Raw genomic sequence first — 18,702 nt, forward strand, 5'->3', positions numbered from 1 at the left:
AACCCTTTCGCCAGGAGGTCTTATGCCCCAAGCCGTGCCCATTATCGCCGCCAAATCCCCAGCCAAAGTCACCCTTGAGAAGGGCAAAAACTACTACTGGTGCCAATGCGGCCGGTCGCAAACCCAACCCTTTTGTGATGGCAGCCACGCGGGCACCGGCATCACACCAGTGAAATTCACCGCTGAGAAAGATGGGGACGTTGTGCTTTGCCGTTGCAAATCGACGGCCAACGGCCCGTTTTGCGACGGATCACACAGCCGGCTGGGCACGGCAGAGGTCGGCGATCCTGCGCCAGCGCCCAAGTCTGACGTGCCGCAGGCCACCCCAACACCCGAAGAACCCACCGTGGCGCGCATCCATGCGCTGGCCAAGGACGGGCTGTTCAAACTAGGCCATCATGGCGAAATGGGGGCGATGGGGGTGCCACGCAAAGACCTGCCGCATTGGGATGATCTGCAAATCCTGCCAGCGCAGATGGCGCGCAAACCCTTGCTGGATGACGCGGCTGTGGCAACTTCGGTGACGATTGGGCCGCGGGCGGCAAAGCCGTTGCAACTCGAGATCCCGCTGTTTGTTTCGGACATGAGTTATGGCGCCCTGTCGGAAGAGGCCAAAACCGCCCTGTCGCGGGGCGCAGAGTTGGCAGGCACTGGAATCTGTTCCGGCGAAGGCGGGATGCTGCCCGAGGAGCAGGCCGAAAATCGGCGCTATTTCTATGAATTGGCCTCGGCCCAGTTTGGCTGGTCACTGGATCACGTCACCAAGGTACAGGCCTTCCACTTCAAAGGGGGGCAAGGGGCCAAGACGGGCACCGGTGGGCATCTGCCGGGTGACAAGGTGCAGGGCAAGATTGCAGCCGTGCGCGGGCTGGAACCGGGGCAGGCGGCCATTTCACCGGCAACTTTTACTGAATTGCACACACCGCAGGACTTCAAACGGATTGCCGATCAGGTGCGCGAGCGCTCGGGGGGGATTCCCATCGGCTTCAAACTGTCGGCCAACCATATCGAAGAGGACATCGATTTCGCGCTGGAGGCTTCGGCGGATTACATTATTCTGGATGGTCGCGGCGGAGGCACCGGCGCGGCACCTTTGATCTTCCGCGATCACATTTCGGTGCCAACCATCCCAGCCTTGGCCCGGGCGCGGGCCCATCTGGACCAGCGCGCGGGTCGCGAAGTGACTTTGGTGATCACCGGCGGGCTGCGGGTGGCCGAAGATTTCGCCAAGGCAATGGCGCTGGGGGCGGATGCGGTTGCGGTGTCCAACGCGGCCATGCAGGCGGTGGGTTGCATTGCGGCGCGCATGTGCAATTCCAACAACTGCCCGGTGGGCGTCGCCACCCAAAAACCGGAACTGCGCAAACGGTTGGATGTGCAGGTCGGGGCGGACCGTCTGGCGCGTTATTTCGGGGCTTCGGTCGAATTGATGCAGGTTTTGGCCCGTGCCTGTGGTCACAACAGCCTGTCAGGGTTCAACCAACGTGACCTGACCAGCTGGAAACGAGAGGTCGCTGACCTCAGCGGGGTGCGTTTTGCCGGGGTGCGTTAACAGGGGATGTGGCGGCCGGAAGAGGCGAGGCAGGGCTGGCCCTTGCAGGCAGGCCCGCCGTCCCACATTTAGAACCCAGTTCCAAATCAAGAGATCCAGATGACCAAAAACATTTCAACCGAAGAAAGTCAGACCAATATCGACGCCCGCCGCGCCAAGGGGGAATTTGTCCGCGGCGTGTCCGGGTTTCGTCATTGGATCGGGGACGCGGATTTTCCCGCAGAGCCGGGGCGTTACCACCTCTTTGTTGCGCTCAATTGCCCCTGGTGCCATCGCGTCTCTCTGGCCCGTGGGGTGTTGGGGCTGGAAGACAGCATTACGATGGATGTTGCCTTTCCCAATCGCACGGATGAAGCGGATCCGGTAGCGCCCAACCTCTGGGAGTTTGCGCCGCAGCGTCGGGCCAGTCTGACCGGTGAGACGCTGCCGGAATGCACGCGCGAGACCGGCACGGGGGAGGGGCTGCGGCTGGCAAAACAGATTTACCAGCGCGAAGGGGCACAGGAACAATCGGTGCCGATCCTCTTTGACAAGGTGGCGGGCCGGATTGTGAACAACGAAAGCGCCGAGATCATACGGATGCTGGATGCCCATGCAGCCGCTTTGGGAAGCACCAAGGCGCAGCCGCCGCGACTGTTGCCGGAGGATCCGGCGGTGCAGTCTCAGATTGAGACGCTGAACACGCGGATCTACACCACCATCAACAACGGCGCTTATAAGGCCGGGTTTTCGTCCGATCAGGCGGTCTATGCGCAGGCCTTTGCAGCCTATTTCGAAACGCTTGAGGCGCTTGAGGCGCTCTTGTCAGACGGGCGGAAGTTCCTTACCGGGGAAGCCTTTACCGAAGCAGACCTGCGTCTGTTCCCAACGCTCTACCGGCATGATCCGGTGTATTACCTGCGGATGAAGCTGAACGGGGCGCGGGTCCTGGACTATCCCCATCTGTGGCGCTGGCTGTGCCGTGTTTATGCCCTGGACGGGGTGGCTGCGGCGGGATCCCTGCTGCATTGCCGGCAGGGCTATTTCGGCAGATCCTGGAATGGCGTGGTGCCACTGGGGCCTTTGTTGCCAATGCCCTATCCCGAGGCCTATCTGCATCCCGAGCTGGCGGATGTCTGACGGGGCATCCTGTTCAGCAAAATGTAAAAAAGCCGGACCCAACAGGCCCGGCTTTTGCGATTTGCGACCCGGTCCGGGGATCAGTCGAGGAAGGCTTTCTCGACCACAAAATGTGCGGGTTTGGAATTGGCACCCTCTTCGAGATTGTAGGTGTTCTCAAACAGGTCCTTGAGTTCCAGGTTGAACGCCAGGTTGCCACAGATCATCGCGCGGTCGGTGTCCGGGTTCAGCGGCTCAACCCCCAGATCTGCGAAGGCTTCGCCCGAGCGCATCAGGTCGGTGATGCGGCCCATCTTGGGGCTCTCTTCGCGGGTGGTGGTGGGGTAGTATTTGATTTTCTTCCAGAAACCTTCGCCAATCACCTCATTGAGCAGCTCGTCTTCCTTCAGGCCTTCAATCAGCTCACGGCCATAGGTCAGCTCACCCACTTCGCGGCAGGTGTGGGTGATGATGATCTCATCAAACTTTTCATAGGTTTCCGGTTCGCGCAGCAGCGAGGCAAAAGGCGCAAAGCCGGTGCCGGTGGCAAAGAACCAGATCCGCTTGCCCGGGATCAGCGCATCATGCACCAAAGTGCCCACGGGTTTCGGACGCAGGATAACCTCATCACCCACCTTGATGTGCTGCAGCTTGGAGGTCAGCGGACCGTCCTGCACCTTGATCGAATAGAACTCCATCTCTTCGTCCCAAGAGGGCGAGGCAATAGAATAGGCGCGCAGCAGCGGCTTCTGCTTGCCGGTCTTGGGGTTCACATCCCCCATCAGGCCGATCATCACAAATTCACCCGAACGGAACCGCAGCGACGCGGGGCGCGTGCAGCGGAACGAGAACAGGCGATCGGTCCAATGCTTGACCTCGGTGACGGTCTGGGCATCGGGAAGGGCGGGCACTTTCGGGGCCTTGGCGGCAGCAACATCGGTCACAGGTGTCATCTCGGTCATAATGGCTCTGGCCGGTGTGTAATCCGGCATCCTTCAGATAGCTTTGATTCAGGTCAGTTGGAAGGGACGAAATTTCCTTATTTCGCTGGGTATTTCCTCAACGATAAGGATTTACCGGACCCCATCCCGCCCGCAGGCGGTTCTGGTAATCATTGGCCCGCCAGTCGGCGCGGAACTTCCATTCACCTTCGGGCTGGCGTGTGGCAAGATCAGCCGAGATTTCTACCTCGTCAAACCCGGTGCGACGCGCCATGGCATATTGATCCGAGATCACATGCCCCTTGGCCCGCAGGCGGCCCTGATAGCCCATCAGGCGCAATTCACGCGCCAGGGTGAACCCTCGGCCATCCGCGAAACTGGGAAAATCGATGCGGATCAGCTGCAGCCGGTCCAGATGATCGGTCAGGACCGATGTATCCGCGTCCGAGGTCAGATCCACCGCGGTGGCATTGTCCACATTTTCCAGCTCAGCGATGGGGCCGGTCCAGTCATCGGCCGCAAAGCCGGTATCGGTGACGATCACGCTCATTGTTGCGCTCCAATTCTTACCATTTTGCCATCCACCATGTGGATGCCGCATTCTTCTTTCTGGGTGCCTCGCCAGCGGCCCGCCCGTTCATCTTCGCCCGGTTTCACCTTCGAGGTGCAGGGGCGGCAGCCGATCGAGGGGTAGCCCTGCGCGATCAGCGGGTGTTTTGGCAGACGGTTGTTGATCAGGTAGTCCTGAACATCCGTCTTTTCCCAATGCGCCAGCGGATTCACCTTGATCCGCTTGTCCTCTTCGTTCTCAAAGAACTCCAGCGCCGCGCGTGATCCAGCCTGAAACCGTTTGCGTCCGGTGATCCAGGCATCAAAGCCGCTGAGCGCCTTTTCCAAGGGCCGCGTCTTGCGCAGGTCACAGCAGGCGTCAGTGTTGCTGAGGTGCAGCGCGCCGTAGGGATCTTCCTGGGCCACCTCATCCTCTGCCGCACGGATCACCCGCACATCGGTTAGCCCCAGTTTCGCGGCCACCTCTTGCTGATAGACCAGCGTTTCGGGAAACAGCATCTGGGTGTCGATGAACAGCACCGGTGTGGTGGGATCAACCACCGCCACCATATGCAACAAAGCCACGCTTTCCGCGCCAAAAGAGGACACCATCGCGATGCGACCCACCTGTGGATCGGTCATCGCCCGTTTCAGCACCGCGCTGGCCGCGTGGTGCTGATAGCGGCGGTTCAGGTGGTCGACCCGTTCCGCCACTGCCTGAAGAGGCGCCTCAAGCGGCATTTCTCTTCGCAGCCTCCGGATAAAGCGCGGCTTTGAACGGGTCCGGTCCCAGACGGCGGTAGGCGTCAAGGAAGGTTTCGCTCTCATCTTCGCGCAGCGACAGATAGGTGGTGATGATGGTCTCAATCGCGGCAACAACCTGATCGTAGGCAAAACCCGGACCAACACGCTGACCGATCACCGCATCTTCGGTGCCGTCGCCGCCAAGGGTGATCTGGTAGTTTTCAACCCCAGCCCGGTCGAGGCCAAGGATACCGATGTGACCCACATGGTGGTGGCCACACGCGTTGATGCAGCCCGAGATCTTGATCTTCATCGGGCCAATCTCATGCTCCAGCTTCAGCTCGTCGAAACGTTCGGCGATCTGCTGGGCCACAGGGATTGAGCGCGCGGTGGCCAGTGCGCAGTAATCCATGCCGGGGCAGGCGATGATATCGCTGATCAACCCGATGTTGGCGGTGGCTAGACCCTGATCTTTCAGCGCCGCATGGATGGCTGGCAGATCTGCCATATGCACATGCGGCAGGATGACGTTCTGTTCGTGGCTGATCCGCAGCTCACCGTGGCCGTATTTCTCGGCCAGATCGGCCATCAGGCGCATCTGGTCACTGCTGGCATCCCCTGGTGTCTGACCATGCGCTTTGATCGAGATCGAGACAATCGCGTAGCCTTCGGCCTTGTGCGCCGAGAGGTTGGTATCCGCCCAAGAGCGGAACACAGGATCGTTGCTATAGGCCAGCTCATAGGGCGCCACGTCTTTGTTCACAAAGGCGGGGGCGGCGAAATGTGCTTCGATATCGGCGAGCATTGCCTGATCCACACCTTTGAATAGGGGGCGGATTTCGTCGAACCGTTTCTCGACGCGGGCACGCACCTCATCAATACCGTTTTCATTCACGGTGATCTTGATACGGGCTTTGTATTTGTTATCGCGACGGCCCAGCGTGTTGTAGACCGAGACGATCGCCTCAAGATAAGGCAGCAGGTCGGCCTGCGGCAGGAAGTCCCGCATGACTTTGCCCACTACGGGGGTGCGGCCCAGACCGCCGCCCACGATGACCTCAAAACCAGCTTCGCCGTTCTGTTCGACCATGCGCAGGCCAATGTCATGCGCCTTGGTCACGGCGCGGTCGTTGGGGGATCCGGTGATGGCGATCTTGAATTTGCGCGGCAGGAACTGGAATTCCGGGTGGTCGGTGGACCACTGGCGGATCAGTTCGGCCACGGGGCGGGGATCGGCGATCTCATCAGCGGCCGCGCCAGCGAAGTGGTCAGCGGTTACGTTGCGGATGGTGTTGCCAGAGGTCTGGATCGCGTGCAGCTGCACCTCGCCCAGGCTGTCGAGGATATCTGGTACATCCGGCAGTTTCGGCCAGTTGTACTGAATGTTCTGACGGGTGGTGAAGTGGCCGTAGCCCTTGTCCCACTTGTCTGCGATCAGCGCCAGCTGACGCATTTGCGCGCTGGACAGCGTGCCATAGGGGATGGCCACCCGCAGCATATAGGCGTGCAGCTGCAGATAGAGACCGTTCATCAGGCGCAGCGGACGGAACTCTTCCTCGGTCAGGGCGCCTTCGATGCGGCGTTCCACCTGGGCGCGGAACTGCGCGTTACGTTCAGCCAGAAAGGCGTCGTCAAAGTCGTTATAGCGATACATCAGCTGGCCTCTGCCTGTTTGCCGTGGAAGTAGTTGGACGGGCCGGTGCGGCGGAAGTCCTCACGGAAGTGGGTGGGTTCTGGGCCGTTGTCGCCCGCTTTCACGTCGGCCAGATAGGCACCGACAATCTCGGCCTGCTGGCGAGAGGCTTCGATCAGGCGCAGCTCGGCATGGGCCTGATCTTCCAGCACCTCGGCCTGACACATCTCGCGCGACCAACCGTCATTTGCGGTGAAATAGACGACGTCCCCTTCAAGCAGGGCGTTTGCGGTGATGACTTTGGGCGTAAAGGGGCGGGGCATCGGGGCCTTCTCCTCTGGTTGACTTGACGCTCTATATAGAAAATATTCCCCTTAATGCGCTATGTGCTGGAACAAATAAGGACTGTATCCAGTGTGCCTGCGCCAAAACGATAACGATGTTCTAAAATTGGGGGAGGGGGCGAAATGAAGGTTCGTCTGGATCAAACTGATCGGAAAATTCTGGCAGAGCTGCAGCGTGATGCGGGCCAGTCTTTGGACGAAATTGCCAAAAAAGTGGGGTCTTCCAAGACGCCAGTGTGGAATCGCATCCGGAAAATGCGCGAAGCCGGGATCATGGGGCAACAGACCGTGGTGCTGGATGCCGAGAAGCTGGGGTTTGACGCCTGTTTCTTTGTGCTGATCCGCACGTCGGAACATGAGGCAGAGTGGCAGCAGAAATTCCTGACCGCCCTGCGCAACCGCCCCGAGGTTATGGAAGCCCACCGTCTGGCGGGGGACATCGACTATATCCTGAAGGTGCGGGTGCAGAACGCACGTGCCTATGATGTGTTCTATCAGGCACTGATCTCTGAGGTGAAGGTGCACAATGTCACCGCGCTTCTGTCGATGGAAGAGATCAAATCCACCACGGAACTGCCACTGTGACGGGGCAGAAACCGCTGGTGACCATCGAATACTGCACCGGCTGCAACTGGTTGTTGCGGGCGGGCTGGATGGCGCAGGAGCTGCTGCAGAGTTTCGGTGAGGATCTGGGCGGTGTCACCCTGGTGCCGGGCTATGGAGGCACTTATGAGGTGCGTCTGGATGGTGACCTGCTGTGGGAACGCAAACGTGACGGCGGCTTTCCTGAGGCTAAAGAGCTGAAGAAACGTCTGCGCGACCGGATCGATCCGGCGCGCGACTTGGGGCATCTCGATCGCAAATAGCGGCGCCCGCCCTTTATTGGGGCGGGACGCAGTCTGGCGGTCAGCTCATCCAGTAGAACAGCAGCGATCCGCTATAGAGGAAATCCACCCCGAAACAGCTGAGCGTATACCAGCTGAAAAACGGCACGCCCGCGCCAAGGTGTTTGGCAATGTCCCAGCAGCCGTGGCCAAAAATGGCGGCGATCACCAAGGGCGGCCACCAGAAGGCACCCAGCAGCGACAGGCTAATCAGCACTGTGGCCACAAGGGTTTCGATCCTGACAAACTGGCGCAGCGACAGGGCCTCGGTCAGGTAGGTAAAATTCATAATTACCGAGAAAAAGCCCGCAATCAGCCAGACATGGGCCGAGGGCAGCTGCCAATGCGACAGGGTCAGAAGGATCACATAAAGGCTGGCCAGCAGAAACAGTAGCTTTTGGCGGGCATGGAAGAAGGAGAGGGTTGCGCTCATCTCAAGTCCAATTCACTCAGGTTGTATGCCTTTAATGAAGGTTTTGGATACAATATTTCAAGAGGCGCAGAAGGCTGTATGCAGGTGTATACCTAAGGGGGTGTGCACGAAAAAAGGGGCCAAGGGCCCCTTTAAAATGCTTGTTTTTAAAGGTGAATCAGTAAGTCACCTTCAGCCCGGTCAACCCGTGGAAATGGTAAACGTCGCCATACTGCGGCAATCCGTCCAGCTTTAGGTCCGGCAGACGTTCAAACAGGATCGGCAGGGCAATCTTCATTTCCAAACGTGCCAGCGGGGCGCCGACACAGAAATGCACGCCGCTGCCGAAGGCCACATTTGTTGCAACAGGACGGTCAGGGTTGAAACGGTCGGCCTCTTCCCATTTGCCCTCATCCCGATTGGCCGCGCCCAGCAGCAGCGCCACCTGATCGCCGCGCTGGAAGGTGTGGCCGGCGACCTCAACCTCTTCGTAGGCGTAGCGGGTGAACATATGCAGCGGCGGATCAAACCGCAGGCACTCCTCAATGGTGCCGTCGATCTTGTCCGCCCCCAGATAGCTGAGGTCGGTGCCTTGTTCGAGCAGCGTTTTCACCGCGATCCCCAGCGAATGCACGGTCGCCTCATGGCCTGCGTTCAGCAGCAGGATACAGGTGGTGATCAACTCATCTGTTGAAAGCTTTTCGCCCCCTTCTTCGGCTTCGATCAGGCTGGTGATCAGGTCATTGCCCGGCTTGTTGCGGCGTTCATCCACATAGCGGATCATGAAGTCGCGGAACTCGGTCGAGGCCTGCATGGCAGCATCCTCGATCGCGCGGGTGCGGCGGGCCTGATACATCGAGACCATGGCATTCGACCATTTCAGCAGATCGTCGGCCATCTCCTCGGGCACCCCCAGAAGACGGCAGATCACCACGACGGGAACACGGGTGCAATAGGCCTCCAGCAGGTCCACGCCGCCTTCGGGGAAAGCGTCGATCAGATCGTGACACAGGGTTTCCATTTCTGGCGCCAGTTCTACAATCCGGCGTGAGGTGAAGGCGCGCAGCACCAGCGAGCGCAAGCGTTTGTGTACCGGCCCGTCCAGTTCCAGCATTGAATGCGCCTCAATGTCATAGAAGGGGCGCAGACGTTCAGGGATGTTTGGGGCAAATTCGGGTGGGCATTCGCGGCCAAACCGGCGGTCCTTGAACAGCGCCATGGTCACCGCATAGCGGGTGGCGCAGGGCATGTCATAGTCGTCCCAGAACACCAGCGACGCTTCGGCGCGGGCGCGGTCATAGAAATCATAGGGGTTCTGTACGAAGGCGGGATCTGTTGGCGATTGGCTTAGTCTTTTCATCCCACCAGCTAGTCCAACCCCTCTGGTCATTGCAAGCCCGCACGCGGTAGGTTTGATCTCATGAAGAACTCTACCCTGCGTCGTTTGCTGATCATCGTGCTGTTTCTCCTGTCGGTCACTGCCATTTCGGGCGGTGTCTGGCGCTATGGCTATGTGCAGGCGCTGGGCCAGCTGGCGCAGCGCGGGCGGGTGGATCTGGCGCTGGCGACGGACCGGTTTACCGGCCAGTTGCAACAGTATCAGCAGCTTGCGGTGCTGACAGCGGACCATCCGGTGGTGCGCTCAGTGCTGGCAGGGGCGGGGGTGACGCAGGCGGAAACCCATCTGTTGCAGGCGGCAGCCAAAACGGCGGCGCTGGACCTGGCGCTGGTGGATCGTGACGGGCAGGTGGTGGTTTCGGCCAACGCCACGGTGACGGGCGATCTGTCGGCCACGCCCTATGTACGCCGCGCCCAGCAGGGCGCCATGGGCGAGGCGCATGGCATCCTGCCGGCCACGGGCAAACGGATCTACACTTTTGCAGCCCCGGTCTTTGGTCCCTCGGGCGCGGTTGATGGTGCGCTGGTGGTGGTGGCCGATGTAGACCGGATTGAGGAAGAATGGCGCGGCGCGCGGCCTTCGATCTTTTTCACCGATGCAGGCGGTGAGGTTTTTGTCACCAACCGGTCCGAGTTGCTGTACTGGCGGCGGCAGGTCGACGGGCAGCTGATCCCGCAGGATGGCTCCAGCACTTATTTCGGCGTGCGCTATGTCGGCGGCTATGAACTGTGGTTGACGGATTGGTCGGCTTATGTGCCAGTGCGCGGTCTACATCTGGCACAGGAACTGCCCGCCATTGGCATGATGGCGGAGGCACTGATTGACGTCGATCCGGCGCGGCGGCTGGCGGGATTGCAGGCGGCGGCGGTGGCGGCGGTGTTTCTGGCGTTCGGGGCCCTGTCGTTTCTGGCGACGGAACGGCGCCGCGCCTTGGCGCAGGCCAACACCGTCTTGGAAAGCCGGGTGGCAGAACGCACCGCCGAACTCTCTGAAACAAACGAGACCTTGCGCCGTGAAGTTGCGGAACGGATCGCGGCGGAACTGGCCCTGAAAAAGGCGCAGGACGATCTGGTGCAGGCCGGCAAACTCTCGGCGCTGGGGCAGATGTCGGCGGGCATCAGTCACGAGTTGAACCAGCCGTTGATGGCGATCCGGCAATATGCCGACAATGGCACCGCCTTTATGGAGCGTGGCAAACCCGATCGGGCGGAGGAAAACCTGACCCGCATTTCCGCGATGGCGGCACGGATGGCGCGGATTATTAAAAACCTGCGGGCCTTCGCCCGCAACGAAAGTGAACCCGTCGGCAAGGTGGATCTGCTGCAGGTGATGAATACAGCGGTGGAGCTGACCGAGGCCCGACTACATGCGGATGGGGTGCAGCTGCACTGGGATCCGGCGGCAACTGATAGCCCGCTCTGGGTGCGTGGTGGTGATGTGCGGCTGACACAGGTGTTTGTGAACCTGATCAACAATGCGGCGGATGCTATGATGGATCAGTTGGAGCGGGCCGTTACGATCACCATATCGACGGGTGAACGGCTGTCGGTTTCGGTGCAGGATGTGGGGCCGGGGATCAAAGAGCCGGATAAGGTGTTTGAACCGTTTTACTCCACCAAAACCGTTGGCAGTTCCGAAGGCATGGGGCTGGGGCTGTCCATTTCTTACGGTTTGGTGCAGAGCTTTGGCGGCAAGATCCGCGGCACCAATGTGGCCACGGGGGCGATGTTTACGGTGGAGCTGGACCATTGGTCCAAGGAGGATGCGGCATGAGCGCTTTGGTTGACCCAGCGGCGGGCCTCGACAGTTTGGGCTTGCGAAAAGTTCTGGTGGTGGATGATGACGTCGCTGTGCGCGATGCACTGTCGCAAACACTGGAGCTGGCTGATCTGGAGCCGCTGGCGATGAGCTCTTTCATTGAGGCAAAGGACCATATTGGGCCGGATTTTGCCGGGGTTGTGCTGTCCGATATTCGGATGCCGGGGCGCGATGGCTTTCATCTGCTGGAATACACCCAAGGCACGGATGCGGAACTGCCGGTGATCCTGCTGACCGGGGAGGGGGATATTCCCATGGCGGTGAAGGCTATGGGGCAGGGGGCCTTTGGCTTTCTGGAAAAACCCTGTGCGGCTGCGGATCTGCTGGCTGCGTTGGGCCGGGCCTTGCGGACCCGCGCGTTGGTTCTGGAAAACCGGCAGATGAAGGCACAGCTGGAAACCGGAGATGCGGCAGCACGGATGCTTTACGGCCAGTCGCAACTCTCTGAGGTGCTGCGGGATCGGGCCCGGCTGGCGGCGCGTGCGGGGACGGATGTGCTTGTGACCGGTGCGCCGGGGTCAGGTATCTACAAAGTGGCTGAGGTGGTGCATCTGTGTTCTGCCAATGCCAAAGGCCCTTTTGTCAAACGGGCCGCACCCGCGTTGGATCGCACGGCCCTGTCCGAAGCCGTTGCCGCCGCGCAGGGGGGAACGTTGTTTCTGGACGACATTGGCGGATTGTTCCCTGATGCGCAGATCGCGCTGATTGAGGCGCTGGAAGAGGGTGGCGTCCGGCTGATCGCCGGCACCACGCAGGACCTCAGCCAGGCGGTGGAACAGGGGTTGCTGCAGGCGGATCTCTATTACCGTGTTGAGGTGATGAAGGTGCGCATCCCCTCGTTGAAGGAACGGCCTGAGGATATTCCCGTGCTGTTTCGCCACTATGTCGCGCAGGCCTCGGAACAATCAGGCCTCGAAGCGCCCGAGGTGACGGCGGATCAGATCTCGCAGTTGATGGCGCAGGATTGGCCGGGCAATGCCCGCGCCTTGATGAGTGCGGCCATGCGGTTTGTCCTGGGGGAAGAGCAGTCCCAAAATGATGACGGAGAAGCCCTTGGTCTGGCCGAGCAGCTGGCGCGCGTAGAGCGGTCCCTGTTGATCGCAGCCCTGCGCAAAGCGGAAGGCCGGGCCAGCGAAGCCGCCAAAACGTTGAAAGTCCCCCGGAAGACGTTCTATGATAAGTTGAATAGATATGGGGTGAAGCCGGAGGACTATCGCGGCTGACCTTGGGGTTTCAGGGCTTTGCATTGATTGTGGCAGGTGGTTTTTGCTATCCTCGGTCGTGCGCGCTATCGGAGGATTTGGCAGATGTCAGCAACCGGAGCAGATATCAGAAGAGTGTGTCGTCCCTTTATGGAGGCTGATGACACACGCGCGTGGATCGAGTTTGGCGTTACATTTGTGCTGTTTGTGCTGTCTTTGCTGACGGCGCTGAACAGCATCGGAAATTGGTTTATCCTGCCCTTTGCCATCGTGGCGACCACGGCCACAGCGCTGCGGATCTATATGATCCAGCATGATTGCCTGCACCGTGCGTTTTTTGCCTCCAACCGGATGAATGACATCCTTGGCACGCTGATCTCACCCATCGCGATGACACCCTACCAGGCCACCCGCTACATTCATAACCAGCACCACGCCCATGTGGCAGATCTGGACCGGCGGGATACGTTTGAGATCTACGTGATGACGCTGAAGGAATGGGAAGCCTCCAGCGGGTTCCGGCGGCTGTGGTATCGCCTGTACCGCTCGCCCGTGACCCTGATCCTTGTTGGGCCGTTTGTGTTCTGGGTGATCCTGCGGCGGCTGCCCTTGGCGGGTTTCAAGACAGGCATCTGGGACCTTGTGGTGCACAATCTGCTGTTTGTTGCGATGAACTACGCCATCTGGCTGTATGCGGGCTGGCCGGGCATCGCGGTCTGGGCGGCGGCGGTTTATATTGCCTGCGCAGGCGGGGCGCTGATCCCCTATTGTGTGCATAACTTTGAGAATGTGCATTGGGGAGTGAAGCCCGGTCTGGACTTCGAAACCGCCGCATTGGAAGGGTCATCTGTGCTGGACTGGGGGCGGGCCTTTGATCTGGTCACAATGAACATCGCCTATCACGATCTGCATCACCTTTATGCTAAGATCCCCGGCTACAAATTGAAAGCGGCCCATCAGGCACTGGAGGCAGAGGACTTGATCCAATCCGAGAAAATCGGTTTCATTGACTCGCTGAAGTGTCTGCGCTGGAAGCTCTATGATGAGGATAACCTCAAAATGGTGCCGTTTCCCAAAGGCCGTGTGTTGGTACCGGCCTCAGAGGACGCCTAGACACCTCAGCATTCCGCGGCCAGAGGAGCGCTGGCCGTTACACGACCAAGACCCAAGACTGAAGATCCAAGACACCTGAACTGTCATCAAACGGGGTGGGCCAACGCCGCAGCTGCGGCGCAGGGAGGGCCTTGCCATGTCGTTATTTCGTTTGGGTATTGTTGTCTGTTCTTTTCTGATGTTCGGCTGTGTGCCGGTGCCGCAAGAGGCCTCTGACCCGCCAAGCCGCGCCGCGCTGGATCCGGAAGCCATCGCTTTGGTGCCCGAATGGGTGGAGCCAAATCTGTTTGTGCCTGCCAGATCTGCAAGGCTGCCAACTTACCGCTGGGGCGAAGTCATTTTCCACGCCAAGCAAGGGGATTGCACACATGTGGTGGATCCCGCAGGGGCCAGTGATTGCGCCACACGTCGCACCCGGGTGGTGATGGCCAAGAACCGGGTGTTCAAACAGGAGTTCGATTTCAAACTGGGGCAGCGCTATCTGATCTCATTTGACTTCCACATCACGCCGGATCAATTGCCCAGGGGCACTAGGTTCTCAATGGCGCGGTTTTATGGCTCGCGCCATCCGGTGAACCCGCTGTTCGATGTACAGGTGGATGCCAAACGCGGGGTGACCTTTCACGGCACCCAATGTGTCGCCCCTGAGGACATGGGCGGCTGGCACCGGTTCAGCATTCGGATGCGGCTGGCCAATGACAACACCGGCTTTCTAGAGATGCGTTGTGACCGGCCTTTGCGGGTCGGCTTGCCCCTGTTGGCCAAAAGTGAGTTGAACACCGCACGGCCGTTCGACTGTGTTCTGGGTCGGCGATGCCGCCGTGGGCCAGTGCCGCATCAGTTCAGCGTCGAAATGGGGATCATCGCCGATCCTGTGGCGGGCCGGTTTGCACCGATGCCCGCCGAGGGGCTGACGGTACGTATGAAACGGGTGATTGCCAAAAGACTGTTTGTGATCATCGGACGGGTTGAGGATTACTGAACCCGCACCAGCCGGTTGAGGGTGTTGTGGAGAGTATCACGAAACCTCCACCCATCCTCCTGCCGGTTCATCCAGATCCTGCCTTGGGTGCCATAGATCATCAATCGGCGGCGGCTGCCGCGGGTTTTGGTGATCTCGGCAAGGGGCATTTCGGCGATGATTCCTTCGGGTTCCGCTATGAGCACACGTTGGGTGGTGATCATATAGATTTGCGGTCGAAACAGCCGATGGATTGACTGTGCCAACAGAAACGTCAGCAGGATCTTCAGGTAAAACAAAGAGAAGATCAGCAGAATTGGGTCGGGCCAGCGGCGCGCCTGAGCGGCATGCACAACCTGTTCTCCGTCGTGCAAAGTCAGGGGGGAAAATTCAATTGATAGGGCCAAAGGGATGTCCTGAAAATGGGCTTTCAGCTATTAATTGTCGGTGGTTCCTAAAATCAACCCCAATGTCCATCCCATACTCTGCACGGCAGCCTTCTGCCAGCGCATCATACAATTGGGGCCTGCGCACCCGCTTCGCACTTGTCAGGGAATCGAAGGCCTCCTGCATTTCAGCAGAACAATACTGTGCGGATTTCCGCACAGTTGCCAGAGTTGCCTGTGTGGGATTTCGCACAGCGCGACAAGGCTGTGCTGCGTTTGATTGTTTTGCTGTGAAATTAGTTCATTAAAATTAAACCCTTAGCGACACCTGTCCGCAAGCTGTCACTTTTCCTTGAGCGTATCTTTGGGAATTGAAACTCTGTCATTGCTGCGCCCGGAGGGGGCGCTCTGTGAAAGACCAAGAAACAAATGATCTCTCGGGAGGAGACATTATGAAATTTCTGACCACCGCCGCGGCCGCAATGGCCCTGACCGTGTCCGCTTCGGCCGTTATGGCTTCGGGCGCCTGTGACGACGGCGAAATCGTCATCAAGTTCAGCCACGTGACCAACACCGACAAGCACCCGAAAGGCATTGCTGCCTCGCTGCTGGAAAAACGTGTAAACGAAGAGATGAACGGCAAAGCCTGTATGGAGGTTTTCCCGAACTCGACTCTCTACAACGACAACCAGGTTCTGGAAGCAATGCTGCAGGGCGACGTTCAACTGGCCGCACCTTCGCTGTCGAAGTTTGAGCAGTTCACCAAGCAGTTCCGTATCTTCGATCTGCCCTTCATGTTCAAAAACATCGATGCGGTTGATGAGTTCCAGAACTCCGAAACCGGTCAGGCGATGAAAGAGTCGATGACCCGCCGTGGCCTGCTGGGTCTGGCCTTCTGGCACAACGGCATGAAACAGATGTCGGCCAACAAGCCGCTGGTAGATCCGTCGGACGCATCCGGCCTGAAATTCCGTGTGCAGAACTCGGAAGTTCTGAAGGCACAGATGGCAGCGCTGGGCGGCAGCCCGCAGCCGATGGCCTTCTCGGAAGTGTATGGCGCGCTGCAGACCGGCGTTGTGGACGGTCAGGAAAACACCTGGTCGAACATCTACGGCAAAAAGTTCTTCGAAGTGCAGGACGGTGTCACCGAAACCAACCACGGCATCATCGACTACCTGGTTGTGACCTCGACCGATTTCTGGGACTCGCTGCCGGACGATGTACGTAACCAGCTGGGCACCATCATCGCTGAGGTAACCACCACCCGGAACGCGGAATCGACCGCTGTGAACGCCTCCGCCAAAGACTCGGTCATCGAGGCCGGTGGTGTTGTACGTTCGCTGACCGACGAACAGCGCGCGGCATGGGTTGAAACCATGAAGCCGGTTTGGGAGCAGTTCAAAGGCGACGTTGGCGAAGACAACATCGCAGCCGCTCAGGCGATCAACGCGAAACACTAAGCGTTTTGTCATCCAGGAAACCCGGTCCGCACCATCGGGCCGGGTTTTCTTTATCCGAAATTCCAAAAAAGAGGGGCGGGACATGTCGGGACACTATGAACCCAAAACAGCGTTTTCCCGGTTCGTACACGAGTTCGAAGAGACCTTAATCGCGGTCATTCTGGGGCTGATGACCATCATCACCTTCATCAACGTGATCCTGCGCTATGGTTTCAACACCGGTCTGATCTGGGGGCTGGAGGCGACGGCCTTCTTGTTTGCCTGGCTGGTGCTGTTTGGCATGAGCTATGCGGTGAAGGTCACCGCACATCTGGGCGTGGACGCGATCCTGAATGCGGTGCCGCGCGGGGCACGTCGGGCGATGGGGTTCATCGCGGCCACCATCTGTATCGCCTATGCTTTCCTGTTGTTCAAAGGCGCCTGGGACTATTGGGCCCCGTTTGCCGGCTTTGACGCCACCTCGGGCCGCTGGTTCCCGACAGGTTTTGCCAACAGCCGCGACCAAGCCTGGTATGAGGTCGGCGACATCTACATGGTTGAATGGCTGCGCTGGATCGAGCCGATCTTCAACCAGGGTGAAGCCTACGAGAAACTGCCGCGCTTCATCCCTTATGTCATGCTGCCCATCGGGGCCGGCCTGCTGTTGTTCCGCTTTGTTCAGGCCACGCTGCGCTTGATCCGCGGTGAGCAGGAAAGCCTCATCGTCAGCCACGAAGCCGAAGACGCGGTCGACGAAGTCCGCCACCAGAACGCAGAGGACTAAGTCAGATGGAAGTTGTTGTTCTCTTTTCGATGATCATTGGCCTGTTGCTGATCGGTGTGCCGATCGCAATCTCACTGGGCTTTTCCTCGATCATCTTCCTGTTGGTGCTGAGCGATACCTCGCTGGCCTCCATCGCGCAGACCATGTTCCAGGCGATGGCCGGACACTATACCCTGCTGGCGATCCCCTTCTTCATCCTCGCCTCTAGCTTCATGTCGACAGGTGGCGTGGCAAAACGGATCATCCGTTTCTCGATCGCTATCGTGGGGCATTTCCCCGGTGGTCTGGCGATTGCGGGCGTTTTTGCCTGTATGCTGTTTGCCGCACTCTCGGGCTCGTCCCCGGCGACGGTGGTTGCCATCGGTTCCATCGTGATCGCAGGCATGCGGCAGGTGGGCTATTCCAAGGACTTCGCCGCCGGTGTGATTGCGAATGCTGGTACGCTGGGCATCCTGATCCCGCCGTCGATCGTGATGGTGGTATATGCCTCGGCTGTTGAAGTGTCCGTTGGCCGGATGTTCCTGGCGGGTGTGATCCCGGGCCTGATGGCGGGGTCGATGCTGATGATCACCATCTATGTGATCGCCCGTGTTAAGAACCTGCCGAAAGGTGACTGGCTGGGCTGGGGTGAGGTCTTTGCCTCGGGTCTGGATGCGGTTTGGGGCCTGTTCCTGATCGTGATCATTCTGGGCGGTATCTACGGCGGTATCTTCACCCCGACCGAAGCCGCTGCGGTTGCTGCTGTCTACGCCTTCCTGATTTCCAGCTTTGTCTATCGTGACATGGGGCCGCTCAGCCGTCCCGAAGGTGAAAAGAACCTGTCGCTGCTGCAAAAACCTGTGGCGCTGATCACGGCCTTTTTCCACCGCGACACCAAGAACACCCTGTTTGAAGCGGGTAAGCTGACCGTCACGTTGATGTTTATCATCGCCAACGCGCTGATCCTGAAACATGTGTTGACCGATGAACAGATCCCGCAGCAGCTGGCCTCGGCCATGTTGGATGCAGGTCTGGGTCCGGTGATGTTTCTGGTGATCGTGAACGTGATCCTACTGATCGGTGGTCAGTTCATGGAGCCCTCGGGCCTCTTGGTGATCGTGGCGCCACTGGTGTTCCCGATTGCGATTGAGCTGGGCATCGACCCGATCCATCTGGGCATCATCATGGTGGTCAACATGGAAATCGGCATGATCACCCCACCGGTTGGTCTGAACCTCTTTGTGACCTCGGGCGTGGCCGGAATGCCAATGATGCGGGTTGTGAAGGCGGCGCTGCCCTTCCTGGCCGTGCTCTTTGTTTTCCTGATCATGGTGACCTATATCCCGGCGATTTCCACCTATCTGCCCAATTCGATCATGGGGCCGGAAATCATCACCAAATAGGGTGGATGACATCGCGAAAGAATGGAAACGGCGCCCTGAGTGGCGCCGTTTTTCTTTGAGT

Annotated in this window: 19 protein-coding genes; 11 read left to right on the plus strand and 8 right to left on the minus strand. The window is 59.2% G+C overall.

The window, feature by feature from the left end; all coding sequences use genetic code 11:
* The first annotated feature begins 22 nt into the window (after nt 1-22).
* On the plus strand, nt 23-1,552 hold the full coding sequence (locus tag SIC14_RS13775) for a glutamate synthase-related protein (protein WP_412562496.1): 1,530 nt from the start codon (nt 23-25) through the stop codon (nt 1,550-1,552).
* Between the two features lie 99 nt (nt 1,553-1,651).
* Complete coding sequence (locus tag SIC14_RS13780; RefSeq protein WP_412562497.1) at nt 1,652-2,671, plus strand: glutathione S-transferase C-terminal domain-containing protein; 1,020 nt, start codon at nt 1,652-1,654, stop codon at nt 2,669-2,671.
* A gap of 80 nt (nt 2,672-2,751) precedes the next feature.
* On the opposite strand, the gene SIC14_RS13785 is transcribed toward SIC14_RS13780, so the two are convergent.
* From SIC14_RS13785 to SIC14_RS13805, 5 genes are all read right to left on the minus strand, one after another.
* Nucleotides 2,752-3,612: a ferredoxin--NADP reductase gene (locus SIC14_RS13785; RefSeq protein ID WP_412562498.1), complete on the minus strand. Its 861-nt coding sequence runs from the start codon at nt 3,610-3,612 to the stop codon at nt 2,752-2,754.
* A gap of 97 nt (nt 3,613-3,709) precedes the next feature.
* On the minus strand, nt 3,710-4,141 hold the full coding sequence (locus tag SIC14_RS13790) for a DUF934 domain-containing protein (RefSeq protein ID WP_412562499.1): 432 nt from the start codon (nt 4,139-4,141) through the stop codon (nt 3,710-3,712).
* On the minus strand, nt 4,138-4,881 hold the full coding sequence (locus SIC14_RS13795; protein WP_412562500.1) for a phosphoadenylyl-sulfate reductase: 744 nt from the start codon (nt 4,879-4,881) through the stop codon (nt 4,138-4,140). The genes SIC14_RS13790 and SIC14_RS13795 overlap by 4 nt, the downstream gene beginning before the upstream one ends.
* The gene (locus tag SIC14_RS13800; protein ID WP_412562501.1) at nt 4,871-6,538 is read right to left on the minus strand and encodes a nitrite/sulfite reductase; all 1,668 of its coding nucleotides are present in this window, start codon (nt 6,536-6,538) and stop codon (nt 4,871-4,873) included. The genes SIC14_RS13795 and SIC14_RS13800 overlap by 11 nt, the downstream gene beginning before the upstream one ends.
* Entirely contained in the window at nt 6,538-6,840 is a 303-nt protein-coding gene (locus SIC14_RS13805) for a DUF2849 domain-containing protein (RefSeq protein ID WP_412562502.1), read from the minus strand. The genes SIC14_RS13800 and SIC14_RS13805 overlap by 1 nt, the downstream gene beginning before the upstream one ends.
* 144 nt (nt 6,841-6,984) lie before the next feature.
* Between SIC14_RS13805 and SIC14_RS13810 the strand changes: the two genes are divergently transcribed.
* Nucleotides 6,985-7,446 carry an Lrp/AsnC family transcriptional regulator gene (locus SIC14_RS13810; RefSeq protein ID WP_412562503.1) on the plus strand — a complete coding sequence of 154 codons (462 nt, stop codon included), beginning with the start codon at nt 6,985-6,987 and terminating at the stop codon, nt 7,444-7,446.
* Complete coding sequence (locus SIC14_RS13815; protein ID WP_412562504.1) at nt 7,443-7,727, plus strand: SelT/SelW/SelH family protein; 285 nt, start codon at nt 7,443-7,445, stop codon at nt 7,725-7,727. The genes SIC14_RS13810 and SIC14_RS13815 overlap by 4 nt, the downstream gene beginning before the upstream one ends.
* Nucleotides 7,728-7,767: 40 nt before the next feature.
* Here SIC14_RS13815 and SIC14_RS13820 read toward each other — a convergent pair whose 3' ends face one another.
* Both SIC14_RS13820 and SIC14_RS13825 read right to left on the minus strand, forming a co-directional pair.
* Nucleotides 7,768-8,178 carry a hypothetical protein gene (locus tag SIC14_RS13820; RefSeq protein WP_412562505.1) on the minus strand — a complete coding sequence of 137 codons (411 nt, stop codon included), beginning with the start codon at nt 8,176-8,178 and terminating at the stop codon, nt 7,768-7,770.
* A 157-nt stretch (nt 8,179-8,335) separates the two neighbouring features.
* Complete coding sequence (locus SIC14_RS13825) at nt 8,336-9,517, minus strand: cytochrome P450 (protein WP_412562506.1); 1,182 nt, start codon at nt 9,515-9,517, stop codon at nt 8,336-8,338.
* 60 nt (nt 9,518-9,577) lie between these two features.
* Here SIC14_RS13825 and SIC14_RS13830 point away from each other — a divergent pair, with 60 nt between their 5' ends.
* The 4 genes from SIC14_RS13830 (at nt 9,578) to SIC14_RS13845 (ending at nt 14,671) form a co-directional block, all read left to right on the plus strand.
* Entirely contained in the window at nt 9,578-11,329 is a 1,752-nt protein-coding gene (locus SIC14_RS13830) for an ATP-binding protein (RefSeq protein ID WP_412562507.1), read from the plus strand.
* On the plus strand, nt 11,326-12,597 hold the full coding sequence (locus tag SIC14_RS13835; protein ID WP_412562508.1) for a sigma-54-dependent transcriptional regulator: 1,272 nt from the start codon (nt 11,326-11,328) through the stop codon (nt 12,595-12,597). The genes SIC14_RS13830 and SIC14_RS13835 overlap by 4 nt, the downstream gene beginning before the upstream one ends.
* A 129-nt stretch (nt 12,598-12,726) precedes the next feature.
* Nucleotides 12,727-13,689, plus strand: coding sequence for a fatty acid desaturase (locus SIC14_RS13840; protein WP_412562509.1), 963 nt, complete (start codon nt 12,727-12,729; stop codon nt 13,687-13,689).
* Nucleotides 13,690-13,825: 136 nt separating this feature from the next.
* Entirely contained in the window at nt 13,826-14,671 is an 846-nt protein-coding gene (locus SIC14_RS13845; protein ID WP_412562510.1) for a hypothetical protein, read from the plus strand.
* On the opposite strand, the gene SIC14_RS13850 is transcribed toward SIC14_RS13845, so the two are convergent.
* The gene (locus tag SIC14_RS13850) at nt 14,665-15,057 is read right to left on the minus strand and encodes a hypothetical protein (RefSeq protein ID WP_412562511.1); all 393 of its coding nucleotides are present in this window, start codon (nt 15,055-15,057) and stop codon (nt 14,665-14,667) included. The two genes, SIC14_RS13845 and SIC14_RS13850, sit on opposite strands and share 7 nt — an antisense overlap.
* Before the next feature lie 431 nt (nt 15,058-15,488).
* On the opposite strand from SIC14_RS13850, the gene SIC14_RS13855 reads away from it, so the two are divergent.
* The 3 genes from SIC14_RS13855 to SIC14_RS13865 all read left to right on the plus strand — a co-directional run bounded on the left by SIC14_RS13855 (nt 15,489) and on the right by SIC14_RS13865 (nt 18,641).
* A complete protein-coding gene (locus tag SIC14_RS13855; RefSeq protein ID WP_412562512.1) occupies nt 15,489-16,496 on the plus strand; it encodes a DctP family TRAP transporter solute-binding subunit in 1,008 nt (335 codons plus the stop codon).
* Nucleotides 16,497-16,578: 82 nt separating this feature from the next.
* Nucleotides 16,579-17,259 carry a TRAP transporter small permease gene (locus SIC14_RS13860; RefSeq protein ID WP_412562513.1) on the plus strand — a complete coding sequence of 227 codons (681 nt, stop codon included), beginning with the start codon at nt 16,579-16,581 and terminating at the stop codon, nt 17,257-17,259.
* 5 nt (nt 17,260-17,264) lie between these two features.
* Nucleotides 17,265-18,641: a TRAP transporter large permease gene (locus tag SIC14_RS13865; protein WP_412562514.1), complete on the plus strand. Its 1,377-nt coding sequence runs from the start codon at nt 17,265-17,267 to the stop codon at nt 18,639-18,641.
* Nucleotides 18,642-18,702 lie beyond the last annotated feature (61 nt).

The organism is Thalassobius sp. MITS945101 (genome assembly GCF_047123305.1).
In the GTDB taxonomy this organism is placed as follows: domain Bacteria; phylum Pseudomonadota; class Alphaproteobacteria; order Rhodobacterales; family Rhodobacteraceae; genus Thalassobius.

What these genes read in the sequence shown, in the direction of transcription:
- SIC14_RS13775 (WP_412562496.1), top strand. Translation starts at nt 23, where the DNA reads ATGCCCCAAGCCGTGCCCATTATCGCCGCCAAATCCCCAGCCAAAGTC.
- SIC14_RS13780 (WP_412562497.1), top strand. Translation starts at nt 1,652, where the DNA reads ATGACCAAAAACATTTCAACCGAAGAAAGTCAGACCAATATCGACGCC.
- SIC14_RS13785 (WP_412562498.1), bottom strand. Translation starts at nt 3,612, where the DNA reads ATGACCGAGATGACACCTGTGACCGATGTTGCTGCCGCCAAGGCCCCG.
- SIC14_RS13790 (WP_412562499.1), bottom strand. Translation starts at nt 4,141, where the DNA reads ATGAGCGTGATCGTCACCGATACCGGCTTTGCGGCCGATGACTGGACC.
- SIC14_RS13795 (WP_412562500.1), bottom strand. Translation starts at nt 4,881, where the DNA reads ATGCCGCTTGAGGCGCCTCTTCAGGCAGTGGCGGAACGGGTCGACCAC.
- SIC14_RS13800 (WP_412562501.1), bottom strand. Translation starts at nt 6,538, where the DNA reads ATGTATCGCTATAACGACTTTGACGACGCCTTTCTGGCTGAACGTAAC.
- SIC14_RS13805 (WP_412562502.1), bottom strand. Translation starts at nt 6,840, where the DNA reads ATGCCCCGCCCCTTTACGCCCAAAGTCATCACCGCAAACGCCCTGCTT.
- SIC14_RS13810 (WP_412562503.1), top strand. Translation starts at nt 6,985, where the DNA reads ATGAAGGTTCGTCTGGATCAAACTGATCGGAAAATTCTGGCAGAGCTG.
- SIC14_RS13820 (WP_412562505.1), bottom strand. Translation starts at nt 8,178, where the DNA reads ATGAGCGCAACCCTCTCCTTCTTCCATGCCCGCCAAAAGCTACTGTTT.
- SIC14_RS13825 (WP_412562506.1), bottom strand. Translation starts at nt 9,517, where the DNA reads ATGAAAAGACTAAGCCAATCGCCAACAGATCCCGCCTTCGTACAGAAC.
- SIC14_RS13830 (WP_412562507.1), top strand. Translation starts at nt 9,578, where the DNA reads ATGAAGAACTCTACCCTGCGTCGTTTGCTGATCATCGTGCTGTTTCTC.
- SIC14_RS13835 (WP_412562508.1), top strand. Translation starts at nt 11,326, where the DNA reads ATGAGCGCTTTGGTTGACCCAGCGGCGGGCCTCGACAGTTTGGGCTTG.
- SIC14_RS13840 (WP_412562509.1), top strand. Translation starts at nt 12,727, where the DNA reads ATGGAGGCTGATGACACACGCGCGTGGATCGAGTTTGGCGTTACATTT.
- SIC14_RS13845 (WP_412562510.1), top strand. Translation starts at nt 13,826, where the DNA reads ATGTCGTTATTTCGTTTGGGTATTGTTGTCTGTTCTTTTCTGATGTTC.
- SIC14_RS13855 (WP_412562512.1), top strand. Translation starts at nt 15,489, where the DNA reads ATGAAATTTCTGACCACCGCCGCGGCCGCAATGGCCCTGACCGTGTCC.
- SIC14_RS13860 (WP_412562513.1), top strand. Translation starts at nt 16,579, where the DNA reads ATGTCGGGACACTATGAACCCAAAACAGCGTTTTCCCGGTTCGTACAC.
- SIC14_RS13865 (WP_412562514.1), top strand. Translation starts at nt 17,265, where the DNA reads ATGGAAGTTGTTGTTCTCTTTTCGATGATCATTGGCCTGTTGCTGATC.